The organism is Streptomyces sp. SYSU D01066-1 (genome assembly GCF_054956795.1).
Genome location: NZ_JBUDHV010000049.1, coordinates 42,199 through 54,210 on the forward strand (window position 1 = coordinate 42,199; position 12,012 = coordinate 54,210).

The 12,012-nt window shown below is 75.9% G+C and carries 10 protein-coding genes; 5 read left to right on the top strand and 5 right to left on the bottom strand.

The window, feature by feature from the left end; translation table 11 throughout:
* Nucleotides 1-375: 375 nt before the first annotated feature.
* On the bottom strand, nt 376-1,380 hold the full coding sequence (locus tag ACY1JF_RS29865; protein ID WP_462708389.1) for a fibronectin type III domain-containing protein: 1,005 nt from the start codon (nt 1,378-1,380) through the stop codon (nt 376-378).
* Nucleotides 1,381-1,730: 350 nt separating this feature from the next.
* Between ACY1JF_RS29865 and ACY1JF_RS29870 the strand changes: the two genes are divergently transcribed.
* Nucleotides 1,731-2,462 carry a glycoside hydrolase family 75 protein gene (locus ACY1JF_RS29870; RefSeq protein WP_462708390.1) on the top strand — a complete coding sequence of 244 codons (732 nt, stop codon included), beginning with the start codon at nt 1,731-1,733 and terminating at the stop codon, nt 2,460-2,462.
* A 72-nt stretch (nt 2,463-2,534) separates the two neighbouring features.
* On the opposite strand, the gene ACY1JF_RS29875 is transcribed toward ACY1JF_RS29870, so the two are convergent.
* Nucleotides 2,535-3,482 carry a methionyl-tRNA formyltransferase gene (locus ACY1JF_RS29875; RefSeq protein WP_462708400.1) on the bottom strand — a complete coding sequence of 316 codons (948 nt, stop codon included), beginning with the start codon at nt 3,480-3,482 and terminating at the stop codon, nt 2,535-2,537.
* Nucleotides 3,483-3,668: 186 nt separating this feature from the next.
* Here ACY1JF_RS29875 and ACY1JF_RS29880 point away from each other — a divergent pair, with 186 nt between their 5' ends.
* Complete coding sequence (locus tag ACY1JF_RS29880; protein ID WP_462708391.1) at nt 3,669-5,660, top strand: LamG-like jellyroll fold domain-containing protein; 1,992 nt, start codon at nt 3,669-3,671, stop codon at nt 5,658-5,660.
* Between the two features lie 103 nt (nt 5,661-5,763).
* Nucleotides 5,764-7,086, top strand: coding sequence for an MFS transporter (locus ACY1JF_RS29885; RefSeq protein ID WP_462708392.1), 1,323 nt, complete (start codon nt 5,764-5,766; stop codon nt 7,084-7,086).
* A gap of 320 nt (nt 7,087-7,406) precedes the next feature.
* On the opposite strand, the gene ACY1JF_RS29890 is transcribed toward ACY1JF_RS29885, so the two are convergent.
* From ACY1JF_RS29890 to ACY1JF_RS29900, 3 genes are all read right to left on the bottom strand, one after another.
* Nucleotides 7,407-7,757: a hypothetical protein gene (locus tag ACY1JF_RS29890; protein ID WP_462708393.1), complete on the bottom strand. Its 351-nt coding sequence runs from the start codon at nt 7,755-7,757 to the stop codon at nt 7,407-7,409.
* Nucleotides 7,758-7,853: 96 nt separating this feature from the next.
* Nucleotides 7,854-8,213 (bottom strand): DUF6479 family protein, encoded by a 360-nt coding sequence (locus ACY1JF_RS29895; RefSeq protein ID WP_462708394.1) that lies wholly within the window; start codon nt 8,211-8,213, stop codon nt 7,854-7,856.
* Nucleotides 8,214-8,249: 36 nt separating this feature from the next.
* Nucleotides 8,250-8,654 carry a ChaB family protein gene (locus ACY1JF_RS29900; RefSeq protein ID WP_462708395.1) on the bottom strand — a complete coding sequence of 135 codons (405 nt, stop codon included), beginning with the start codon at nt 8,652-8,654 and terminating at the stop codon, nt 8,250-8,252.
* A gap of 135 nt (nt 8,655-8,789) precedes the next feature.
* Between ACY1JF_RS29900 and ACY1JF_RS29905 the strand changes: the two genes are divergently transcribed.
* Together ACY1JF_RS29905 and ACY1JF_RS29910 are read left to right on the top strand one after the other, a co-directional pair.
* Nucleotides 8,790-9,173 (top strand): ferredoxin, encoded by a 384-nt coding sequence (locus ACY1JF_RS29905; protein ID WP_462708396.1) that lies wholly within the window; start codon nt 8,790-8,792, stop codon nt 9,171-9,173.
* A 214-nt stretch (nt 9,174-9,387) separates the two neighbouring features.
* Nucleotides 9,388-11,655: a serine/threonine-protein kinase gene (locus tag ACY1JF_RS29910; protein WP_462708397.1), complete on the top strand. Its 2,268-nt coding sequence runs from the start codon at nt 9,388-9,390 to the stop codon at nt 11,653-11,655.
* Nucleotides 11,656-12,012 lie beyond the last annotated feature (357 nt).

Here is a 12,012-nt window from a genome sequence, read left to right on the forward strand (position 1 = left end):
CACGGGCAGCCAACAGGACCGCGGCCGACGCCGCATGCCCGGCGCAGCCGGGCAGGTGACGTGCGCGGCGGTACGGCGCCGGATCCCGCGGGCGGGCACGGGCGGCCCCGGCGTGCCGGCCACCTCCGGGACCCGCCCGGTGCCGGGCCCGGCCGGCGGGGCCCCTTCCCGTCCGGGACCGCGCGGCACAGCGGCCCGGTCCGCCGTCCGGCGCCCACCGCCGTGCACGGCCCGCCTCGCCTCCAGCGCGTGCGGACCGCAGGAGGGCGGCCGCGTCCGGGAGCGCCGCTTCGGCGCGGTGGTGGCGAGCGGCCTCGACGGCACGCACCCCGTCGCCCCGGAGCGCCCGTCGGCGGGCGCTCCGGAGCCGTACGGTCACCCCTGGGCGCCCGTGACGACGGTCCGTTCCGCCGACCAGCCGCCCCAGGTGCCGTCGGGCAGCTTCGCCCGCACCCGTACCCGGTGCCTGACGCCGGGCTCGCGGCCCGCGTAGAAGCTGTGCTCCGCCCGGTCGCGCGGGGCGGCACCGCCGTAGACCAGTGAGGTGGCCGGCGCTCCGTCGAGCTGGATCCGGTACTCGGTCACCACGCCGTCCGTGACCGGCGGCACCCAGCTGAGGTCGATGTGGTACGCCCCGTCCGCGCGGTGGCTGCCGGCGCGCAGCGCGGTGGGCGCGGTGGCCCGCCCGTCGTCGGCGCCCGGCGTGGTGATCCGGACGGCCCCGCCGGCCGCCGAGACGTTGCCGGCCGCGTCCCGGGCCCGGACCGTGAAGGCGTAGCGGTGACCGGGCCGCAGCCCCGTCACCACGGCCGCCGTCCGGTCCCCGCCCACGCTGTGGACCCTGCTGTCGCCCTGCAGGACGTCGTAGGAGACCACACCCCGGTCGTTCGCCGCCGCGCTCCAGGAGAGCCGGACGGCACGGCCGCCGGCGGCCCGCCCCCGGACGTCGGAGGGCGGGGCGGGCGGCGCGTGGTCCTCCGCGGCGGCCGCGGGCGTGGTCGCCCGCGCCTGTGCGCTCGGCGGCCCCGTACGCCCGTCCTCGTCGCGCGCCCGCACGGTGAAGGCGTACGCGGTGGACGGCCGGAGCCGGGTGACGTCCACCATGCGCTGCGAGCCGGGCACCTCCCGCACCCTCGTCCGCCCGCGGTAGACCTCGTAGCCGTCGGCGCCGGCGACCGTGTTCCACATCACGTGCACGCTGGTCGCGGTCCCGGCCGCGGCGGTGACCCCCGTCGGCGCCCCGGGCGGCGGCTCGTTTCCGCCCCCGGCCGCGCCTCCCCAGCCGCAGGAGGCGGCCAGCGCCGAAGCGGCGCAGAGCAGGGCGGCGCGGGGGAGGGGGCGCGGCCGGGGGCGGCCGGCGGGAGCGGATACGGCTGGCACGGCGCTGCCTCCCGGACGGTCCGGCGGAACGGTCCGGACCAATATGGTCTCGTTGGCGCGGTCACGACAAGAGGGCGGAGGTCGCGGTCACTCGGAAGGGTTACGTATGCTGATGTCCATGACGGCCCAACTCCCCGGCTCGACCGGTCAGTTGGGTCCAAGGCGCGAACCGCTGTCGTCGCTGTGCCGCGCCGTGCGGGCGGCCGGAGCCGAGCAGGCGCCGGCCGCCCGCCTCCCGTCGGCGTGTCCGGCGTGCGCCGTCTGGCCCCCCTCCGGTGGCCGCGCGGTGGCCGCGGCCGGACAGTGGAGCTGAGTACCCGTCAGTTCCCGCCGAGGTCCAGGAGAGCCCCATGAAGCGCGTCCAGTCCCTCACGCTCGTCGCGGCCGGCGCCGCCCTGCTCGCCCCGACGACGCTTCCCGACGCGGCCCCGCCCCGCCCCGGCGCCGCGACCCATGCCCGCACCGCCTTCGAGGAAGTCCGGGAGAAACCGGGCGACGACGCCGTCACCGCCGCCGGCCTGCTGGCCAAGGTGCGCGACTGCGACCCCGTCGCGCCCGGCCGCTACCGCGGCGACGCCGGCGAGCCGGCCGACATCCCGGTGTGCGGGACGGCCGGCGCGGTGTTCTGGACGGCGGACCTGGACGTCGACTGCGACGGCCGGCCCGGCGCCCGCTGCAACCGCGGCACCGACCCGGTCTTCACCGCCTCCACCGCCGTCACGCAGTCGGACGGCCGCCCGCTGGACGCCGAACACCTGCCGTACATCGTCGTGCCCGGTCCCGACGCCGCCTGGAACCACCGTGACCACGGCGTCACCGGCGGCTCGGTCGCGGCCGTGGTCTACCGGGACCGGGTGCGGTACGCGGTCGTCGGCGACGTCGGCCCGCGGGGCGTGGTCGGCGAGGGGTCCTACGCCCTGGCCGAGGAACTCGGCATCCGGCCCGACCCGCGCGCCGGCGGGGCGCCCTCGGGCGTCACGTACATCGTCTTCAAGGACAGCCGGATCGACGCCGTCGAGGACCGGTCGGCCGCCGAGCGGACGGGGGAACGGCTGGCACGCCGGTTCCTGACGGCGCCGTAGGCGCTGATCCGGCACCGCCGCGCCACGGAGCGACCACGGACGCGCCGCGCCGCCGCCACCCGCCGGGAGCGGTCAGGGCCGGGCGGTGAGGTAGCCGCCCATCGTGGTGAAGTACTCGGTCGCGGGGCACTCGTGGCCCTCCTCGGTGCGTACGCGGGTGAGGGCGAGGCCGTGGTTGCGGCCCCGGCGGGCGTCGGCCCCGGCGACGATCACGACACCGTCGCCCTCCCGGTGGAAGACGCGGCCGGGGGTGCCGCCGTAGCGGCCCCGGGACACGAAGGCGGCGAGGACCTCCAGGCGCCTGCCCCTGTGGAAGGTGAACGCCGCCGGATACGGGGCGGACTGGGCGCGGATCAGGCGGTGGAGGTCCTCCGCGGGCCAGCCCCAGTCGATCCGGATGTCCTCCTCGGCGCGCTTGTGGAAGAAGGAGGCCCGGGAGCGGTCCTGCGGGGTGAACTCGGTCTCCCCGGCGGCGATGCGCTCCAGCGCGCCGATGGTGACCGGGGCGATGAGGTCGGCGGTCTTGTGGAACAGGTCGGTCGCCGTGTCCGCCGGCCCGACGGGGACGGCACGCTGGACGACGATGTCCCCGGCGTCGAGTTCCTCGTTCATCATGTGGGCGGTGACCCCGACCTCCGGTTCGCCGTTGAGGAGCGCCCGGATGAGGGGCGAGAAGCCGGCGTACTGCGGCAGCAGCGAGTCGTGGACGTTGAGGGTGCCGTGGCGGGGCAGGGAGTAGATCCGCGGGGGAATCCAGGTGCGCCAGTTGTTGGCCACGATGATGTCCGGCTCCGCCTTCTCCAGGAGGCCGGCCAGTTCCTCGTCGTCGGGCCGGTCGCGGATGACGACGGGAACGCCGTGGGCGGCGGCCAGATCGGCGACGGAGTCGTTCCAGATCCTCTCGTAGGCGTGCTCGCTCCTGGGGTGCGTCACGACCGCGGCCACGTCGTGGCCGGAGTCCAGGAGAGCCCGCAGCGTCCGGTGCCCCCAGGTCTGGTAGCCGAACATGACGACCCGCATGGAGGTCTCTCCCAGGAACGGCACTCGACTGAATGTGAGTAAAGCAAGCCTTACCTAACGGAGCAATGGGGCAGCCGCGGTGTGCTGTTGGGGCAGTGTTCGGTATCCGGACTCCGGTGTACGGGTCTGCCGTTCCCGGGCCGTCGTTAGCGTGCGCCCGTTCCAACGACGAGCAGGGGAGCGATCATGCAGAGACCCACCGGCGCGCACACACCCGGCTGCGCCTGCCCCGTCACCGCGGACCCCGACGGCGACGGCGTCGCCGCGTCGAGCCGCCGCGCCTTCCTCCGGCGGGCGAGCGCGCTCGGCGCGGGCGCGGGCGCGGCCGGGCTGCTGGCACCGGGCCCCGCGCACGCGGCCGGTGCCGACCGGAGCGGCCGGGGAGCGGACGACGACGACCCCTACGGCCGGACCACGGCGTCCCGCGGGCCGCGGGGCACATGGCGCCCGGACCCGGACAGTCCCCGGTTCACCGTCGTCGTGATGCCCGACACCCAGTACCTGTTCGACCAGGACCGCATCCACCCGGCCCCGGTGGAGGCGTCCTTCCGCTGGGTCCTGGACCCCGAGGGCCGCGCGGGCGGCAACGACGAGAACATCGTCTTCCTGGCCCACCTGGGCGACGTGACCAACAACGGGCTCGCCGCGGAGTACGCCGCGGCGACCGAGGTCTTCGGCCTGCTGGACCGCGCGGGCGCCTCCTACGGCGTGCTGGCCGGCAACCACGACGTCAGCGGTGACGACCAGCGCGGTGACACCCCCTACCTGGACACCTTCAGAGTCGCCCGGGCGAAGAAGCGGCCCAGCCACCACTCCTCCAGCCCCGACGGCTACAGCACCGCGCACGTCTTCCGCGCCGGCGGCCGGGACTGGATGCTGCTCGCCCTGGACTGGCGGCTGTCGGAGTCCGGCTTCGCCTGGGCCGGCTCGGTCATCGCCGACAACCCGACGCTCCCGGTGATCGTCACCACCCACGAGATCGTCGGCTCCTACGACGACGGCACGGCCGGCCTGTCCGACTACGGGCAGCGACTGTGGGACCGGCTCATCAAGGGCAACGACCAGATCTTCCTCACCCTCAACGGGCACTACTGGCCGCCCGGCAGCACCGTCATGAAGAACGACGCCGGTCACGACGTGCACCTGCACATCACCAACTACCAGGACCGCTACTACGGCGGCGCCGGCATGGTCCGCTCCTACCGTTTCGACCTCGACCGCGGCCGGATCGACGTCGCGACCTTCTCCCCGTGGATCCGCGAACTGGCGGCGGACGGGGAGCTGAACGCGCTTGCCGCCCAGGAACTGGAACTCACCTCCGCCGTCGACCGGTTCTCCCTGGAGATCGACTTCGACGAGCGGTTCTCCGGCTTCGCCCCGGTGCCGCCCCGCAAGGCCCGCCCCGCCCGCCGGATGCTGCTGCCCGGCACGCTCGCCTACTGGCGGTTCGACGAGGGCGCCGCCGGCACCGACGTCGCGGCGGGCACGGTGTTCACAGACCAGAGCGGCAACGGCAACGACCTCGAACTGCGCACCGTCCCCGGCACCCCCGCGCACGCCCTCGTGCGCACCGACGACCACCACCCCGACCAGCCGGCCCACGCCGGCCTGGTCTTCGCCGGCCAGGGCAACCCGGTCAGCGGCAGCTATCTGCGCACGGTCGACGGTGCCCCCCTCGACCGCGAGACCTTCGCACGCGGGTACACCTTCGAGGTCTTCTTCAAGGTGCCCGCCGACTGGGACGGCGGACGCAACGGCTGGTCGGCGATGCTCAGCCGCGCGGGCACCGCCGCCGCGGCCGGCAAGAACGGACCCACCGCCACCGCGGAGGAGCCCGTCCTCAGCCTCGGCCTGTCCAGCTCCATCGAACTCCAGTGGAACGCCTACCCGCTCAACCAGGACGGCGCCACCACCGCCTGGAGCCACCTGCTCCGGAAGGAGGAGTGGTGGCACGTCGCCGTCGTCAACGACGGCCGGACCAGCAAGCTCTACGTCAACGGCTGCGAGGAGGGCCGCAACCCCACCAGCGAGGCCGTCGGCCTGACCACCCTCGGCCGGCCGTTCCTGCTGGGCGGCTACGAGTGGGCCGACGCCGTCGACCAGGTGTTCCACGGCACCCTCGGTGACGTACGGATCAGCGGCCGGGCGCTGAAGCCGGGGCAGTTCATGAACGCCTGACTTATTAGCTTAGGCTAGCCTTACTTTTCATGCCGAGGGGGTGGCGGCTCACAGCCGCCTCCTCGGCATGCCTGTCCACGTCCCCCTGGGAGGGTGAGCGAGCATGCTGGTCGCACGCCGACTGCGTACGCCACTGGTCATCGGTCTGTGCGGGGCCGCGGTCGCGTTCGACGGGTACGACCTCGTCGTCTACGGCACCACCGTCTCCGCGCTGATGGACGAGTGGGGGATCGGACCGGCCGAGGCCGGGCGGCTGGCGTCCAGCGCACTCGTCGGCATGCTGCTGGGCTCCCTGCTCGCCGGCTCCCTCGCGAACCGGCTCGGCCGCCGCCGCACCCTGATCGGCGGGCTCACCGCCTTCTCCCTGCTGACCGCGGCGTGCGCCGCCGCCCAGGACCCGGACACCTTCCTGGTGCTGCGCTTCCTCACCGGCCTGGGCCTGGGCGCCGTGCTGCCCGCGGCGACCGCGCTGACCATCGAGTACGCGCCCGCCCGCCGGCGCAACCTCACCTACATGGCGATGCAGTCCGGTTACGCCGTCGGCGGCATCCTCGCCTCCGCGCTCGCCATCCGGCTGGTGGAGGACGCGGGCTGGCGCGTGATGTACGTCATCGGCGCCGCCCCGCTCGTCCTGGTGGTGCCCCTCGCGCTGGTCTTCCTCCCGGAGTCCGTCGAGCACCTGGTGGGCCGCGGGCGGCTCGACGAGGCGCGCGCCCTGGCCGCACGGCTCGGCCGCACCGTCCCCGACCCCCGGCCGGGCACCGGGCACGCGGGCGTCCGGGCCCTGTTCACCGGCGGTCTGACCCGTCGCACCCTGCTGCTGTGGACCGCCGCCTTCGCCGCGCTGCTGCTGGTGTACGGGATGAACACCTGGCTGCCGGAGCTGATGCGGGAGGCCGGCTACCCGCTGGGCTCGGCGCTGTCCTTCCTGCTCGTGTTCAACCTCGGCTCGATCGTGGGCTCGCTGGCGGCCGGCCGGCTCGCCGACCGGATCGGCTCCAAGTACGTGGTCGTGGGCGCCTTCGCGCTCGGCGCGCTGTGCGTGGCCCTGCTGAGCGTGCGCGGCCCCGTGGCGCTGACGTACGTGCTCGTCGCCGTCAGCGGGTTCGGGGCGATCGGCACGATGAACATGCTCAACGCCCACGTCACCCGCTCCTACCCGGCACCGGCCCGCGCCACGGGTATCGGCTGGTCGCTCGGAGTGGGCCGGCTCGGCGGCATCCTCGGCCCGTCGATCGGCGGCCTGCTGCTCGCCTCCGACGCCGGCATCGGCTGGAGCTTCGCCCTCTTCGCGGTGGTCGCGGCGGTGGGCGCGGTCGTCGTGTCCCTGGCCCCGCCGACCCTGCGGGCCGGTGCCGGCCAGGACACCACCGGCCAGGACACCACCGCCGCCGACGGCCGGCCGGCCCCGGCGGGCCACGCCTGACCCGGAGCCGCGGCCGATGTCCGGCGTCGGGCGGCACGCCTGCGACCTCCGCGCCCCGAGCAGCGGTTGTGGGAACCGGCGCGGACGCTCCCGGCCGTCGAGAAGCCGAAGAACGTCGGAGGACAGGGCCGGCCGGACACCGCCGAGCGGCAGGGCCGCGGGCGCGTCGCCCGCCCTCGGCCGAGGGCGGGCGACGCGCCCGCGGCCGGTGAGACCTCCACCCGCGCGAGGGGCCCGCGCACCGGCGCGGGCCCCTCTCCTCCACAGCGGCACGGACCACGGGCCTTCCGGGTCCCGTACCCGAAACGGCGGCGCCGGGCCTAGGTCCGGTTCCCCTTCGGCTTGCCCCGCTGGTCCGGGGTGCCGTGCGGTGGTGCGCTGGAGGGCTGCGGCGAGGTCGCGGGGGAGACGGGGGAGCCGCCGTGGCCCCGGCTCTGCTCGGGGCGCAGGGCACCGGGGTCGCCGGAGGTCGGCACCGCGCCCGCCTGCAACTGCTCCAGACGGGACGTCAGCAGCTCCGTCACCGGCAGCCGGTCGGCGTGCGACCGCTCGTAGGCGAGCAGTTCCTCCACCTCGTCCGTGCCCAGCGACCGGATCCGGCTCTCCAGGCCGCCCAGCGGCAGATGGTCGTAGTCGGGCAACGGCAGGGCGTTGTGAGCGGGGTCGGCCATGGTTCTCACTTCCTCGTTCAGTCACTTCCCCGGCCGGTCACCTCGTCACCGGGCGACCTCGTCGTCAGTGACCTCGTCCGTCGGTGACCTCGTCGTTCAGTGGCCACCGCCCGGCCCGCCGCTGCCGAACGAACCGCTGCTGCCCTCGTCCCAGCGGCGCCGCGGCTGCTCCGGGGCGGAGCGGCTGCCCTGGCGATGGAGGTCGTGCGGCAGCAGCCGCTCGTCACCGTGGGGCACCTCTTCGGGCGCCCTGCTCTCCCGCGTCTCGCGGACCGGGCCGCCCGCGGGCATGTGCGGCTGCTCGTCAGGGGTCGGTGGCGGCGACTCCCGACGCTTGACGCGGATGCCGACAGCGAAGGCGCCGATCAGCAACGCCACGACCACGAAAGCCGCCACGACCAGCCCGGCGCCCATGGCGCCGTTGCTCGCGGCCATCTCCATCCATGCGCTAGTCATGGGCGCCGGGTACCCCCGGTACCCGCCACGAACCCCTCAGCCCGATCGCGCCGATCGCGTCCGCGAACGGCTCGCCTCGCGGATCGCGCCGAGCGGCCCCTCCCTCGACATCCGTGACCGCCCCTCGACGCCGAGCCGCTCGGCGACGTCGCACAGGCGTCGCTCGGCGGCCTCCTCGGCGGCGCCCCAGCCGCTGCGCCCGCCCCGTCCCCGGGGCCGGCCGGAGCGGGGGTCCGAGGGGCCCTCGCGGCCGCCCTCCTGGCGCTCCCAGCGATCACCCGCCTTCTCGTACTCGTGCTTCGGCGCACCGTACGCCGCCCGGTGCGCGCGCTCGCCCTCGCCGTACTCCCGCACGGCCGAGTCGTCCGCCTTGATCCAGGTGCGCCGGGCCTCCCGGGCAGACCGCTCCGGGGCCGACGGCGGTCCCTGGCGCCCCGGCATGTCCCGCGCCTGCGTTCATCGTCGCTTCCGAAGGGCGGGCGAGTGCCCGGGGCGGGTGGCGGAAAACGGGCCGCAGGCCTTGGGAACACCGGGCTCGGCGGGTTTGGCGCGGCCCGCGGAGGCAACCCGCCCGGTGTGAATTCCACGACTTCGACCACTTCGCAGCAGGAGCTGTTCCAGTTCCTCGAGGACCGCTTCGCATGCGCACAGGCGTGCACCGAGTGCGCCCGGGTGTGCGCGCTGCGGGCGAGCCTCGTGGACCCGGACGGCACGGAGAACCAGGAACTCGTGCGGCGCAAGGGCATCATGTGCGCCGAGGTGTGCGACGCGACCTGCCGGGTGCTGTCCGAGCAGACCCAGGTGGACGAGGAGGCGATACGCGTCCAGCTGGAGTGGTGCCGGCAGGTGTGCCTGGAGAGCGCGCAGGTCTTCGACCGGCAGCCGGGCGCGGAGGACAGCGCCGCGGCGTGCCGGGACTGCGCCAGGGCGTGCGGGGTGTTCCTCGACACCCTGCGCTGACCCGCGCCCGCGCGCCCCGCCCGGCCGCGCGCCCCGCCCGGCCGCGTCGGCGACCGCCGCCCCGGCACACCGTCCGCCCGTGCGGTGCCTCGTGCCGTGGACGTCGGACCCTGGACGCCTCCCGCCCCGTACAAACCCGGCGCATAGACCGCCATACTGGACGGGCCAGGGGAGGGCGGAGCGACAGCGACGGGGGCGCGCTTCTATGGGGTCCATGGGGTCCACGGGGGACGGCACGCTGATCCAGGGCCGGTACCGGCTGCTCGACCTGATCGGACGCGGCGGGATGGGGGAGGTGTGGCGGGCCCGCGACGAGTCGCTGGGCCGCCGGGTGGCCGTCAAGTGCCTGAAACCGCTCGCCGCGCAGGAGGACCACTCCTTCACCCGGGTGATGCGGGAGCGGTTCCGCCGGGAGGCCCGGGTGGCCGCCGCGCTCCAGCACCGCGGGGTGACCGTGGTGCACGACTTCGGTGACTTCGGCGGAGTGCTGTTCCTCGTCATGGAACTGCTGGAGGGCCGCAACCTCAGCCAGCTCCTGGAGGACAACAAGCACCATCCGCTGGCGGTCGCCGACATCGTGGACATCGCCGAGCAGGTCGCCGCCGCCCTCGCCTACACCCATGAGCAGGGCATCGTGCACCGGGACCTGAAACCCGCCAACATGGTGCGGCTGGCCGACGGCACGGTGAAGATCTGCGACTTCGGCATCGCCCGGCTCGGCCACGACGTGGGCCTCACCGCCCGGCTCACCGGCACGGGCATCGCCATGGGCACCCCGCACTACATGTCCCCGGAGCAGATCGGCGGCACGGAGGTCGACCGGCGCAGCGACCTCTACTCCCTGGGCTGCGTGCTGTACGAACTGGCCACCGGGGTACCGCCGTTCGACCTGGACGACCCCTGGGCGGTGCTCGCCGGCCACCGGGACACCCCACCGCCGCCGCCCCGCGGCCGCCGGCCCGACCTGCCCGGCTACCTGGAGCGGATCATCCTGGACCTGCTGGCCAAACGGCCCGAGCAGCGCCCCGGCGACGCCCGGGAGCTGGGCCGCCGGATCGCGGCCGGCCGCACCGCGCCGGCGTATGTGCCGACCGCCGTCACGGCCCGGCCGCGAGCACCCCAGCCGGCCGGGCGCGCGGCGGGCCCGCCCTCCTGGACGTACGCCCGGGGCACGGCCGGCGGCTCCGGAGGGGACGGGCCCGGCGCGGTGACGGGCGGCGCCGGGGCGTCCGGTACGGGCAAGGAGGCGGGCGGCGCCGGGGCGTCCGGTACGGGCAAGGAGGCGGACGGAGCGCCCGACGGGCGGCTCGCGCGGCCCGCCGACGAGCCCGTCACCGGCCGGCGCCCCGGCCCGTCGGCGGAGACCGCCGCCACCCTGTCCGCCCGGCACGAGGCCGGCCTGCGGCTGGGCCGCCTGGGCCGCTGGACCGAGGCCGGCCAGGTGCACCGGGCGGTCGCCGCCGCCCGCGAGCGCCTCCTGGGCCCCGACCACCCCGACACCCTCGCCAGCCACTACGAGGCCGCCTTCGTCCTCAGCCGCACCGGACGGCCCGCCGACGCCCTGCGCGTCTACAAGCGGGTGGCCGAGGCCAGGATCCGCGTCCTGGGTCCCGACCACCCCGATACCCTCGCCGTCCGCCAGGAGATGGCGTACGTCCTGGGCCGGCTGGGCCGGCACGCGGACGCCCACCAGGTGTACGCCGTCGTCCTCGCCGCCCGGGAGCACACCATGGGCGCCGACCACCCCGACACCCTGCGCTGCCGCCACAACCTCGCCTTCAGCCTCGGCCGGCTCGGCCGCTGGGCGGACGCCCACCGGATGGCGGCCGACGTCGCCGCCGCGCGCGCCCGGGTGCTGGGCGCCGACCACCCCGACACCCTCGTCACCCGGTACGAGGTGGCGTACGCGCTCGGCCAGCTGGACCGCTGGAAGGAGGCGCTCGCCACCTACCGGGGCGTCGCCGCCGCGCGCGCCCGGGTGCTGGGCGCCGACCACCCCGACACCCTCGCCGCGCGCTACGAGACCGGCATCAGCCTGGGCCGGCTCGGCCGCGGCGCCGAGGCGCTCGCGCTCTACCGCGAACTGGCCGACGACCGCGCCCGCGTCCTGGGCGCGGACCATCCCGAGACCCTGCGCGCCCGGCACGGCATCGGCGTCAACCTCGGCCGGCTCGGCCGCTGGGAGGAGGCGCTCACCGAGTCCCGCGCGGTGGTGGCGGCCCGGGAACGCGTCCTGGGCCCCGACCACCCCGACACCCTGGTCAGCCGCCGCGAGGTCGCCGTCGGCCTGGGCTGGCTGGGCCGCTGGGACTCCGCGCTGACCGAGTACCGCCGGGTGACCGCCGCCCGCGCCCGGGTCCTGGGCACCGACCACCCCGACACGGCCGCCGCCCGCGACGACGAGGCGCACTGCCTGGACCAACTGGGCCGGACCGCCGAGGCGAGGGAGCTGCGGCGCCGGGAGGCGCGGGAGGGCCACTGACGGGGCGGCGTCGCGCTCGGGGAGCGCTTCGCCGACGACCCGGTACGCGGCGTGGTCGGCACCGACGCCCTGACCGGCGCTTTCGCCGCCGCCCGCGGCCGTTACCCGGACCGGACCGCCGCTCTTGGCACCACGGGGCCGACGGCGGCACCGGCGCCGGGGACGGACCGCCCGGCGGCGTGGGCGCGCTCACCGACGCGCCGGCCGCGGCGGCCCGCGACGCGGGAGCCGCAGACGGCGCCGGCCACGAGGCGGTACGCGTCGACACCGACGGCCGGCCGGGGCCATCTGGCGCACGGGCGGCGGCGAGGGCGTCGCCGCCGCCCGCCACGTCCTGGCCGGCGCCTCCCCGCAGAC

What these genes read in the sequence shown, in the direction of transcription:
- ACY1JF_RS29895 (WP_462708394.1), bottom strand. Translation starts at nt 8,213, where the DNA reads ATGACTAGCGCATGGATGGAGATGGCCGCGAGCAACGGCGCCATGGGC.
- ACY1JF_RS29890 (WP_462708393.1), bottom strand. Translation starts at nt 7,757, where the DNA reads ATGGCCGACCCCGCTCACAACGCCCTGCCGTTGCCCGACTACGACCAT.
- ACY1JF_RS29885 (WP_462708392.1), top strand. Translation starts at nt 5,764, where the DNA reads ATGCTGGTCGCACGCCGACTGCGTACGCCACTGGTCATCGGTCTGTGC.
- ACY1JF_RS29880 (WP_462708391.1), top strand. Translation starts at nt 3,669, where the DNA reads ATGCAGAGACCCACCGGCGCGCACACACCCGGCTGCGCCTGCCCCGTC.
- ACY1JF_RS29900 (WP_462708395.1), bottom strand. Translation starts at nt 8,654, where the DNA reads ATGCCGGGGCGCCAGGGACCGCCGTCGGCCCCGGAGCGGTCTGCCCGG.
- ACY1JF_RS29870 (WP_462708390.1), top strand. Translation starts at nt 1,731, where the DNA reads ATGAAGCGCGTCCAGTCCCTCACGCTCGTCGCGGCCGGCGCCGCCCTG.
- ACY1JF_RS29875 (WP_462708400.1), bottom strand. Translation starts at nt 3,482, where the DNA reads ATGCGGGTCGTCATGTTCGGCTACCAGACCTGGGGGCACCGGACGCTG.
- ACY1JF_RS29910 (WP_462708397.1), top strand. Translation starts at nt 9,388, where the DNA reads ATGGGGTCCACGGGGGACGGCACGCTGATCCAGGGCCGGTACCGGCTG.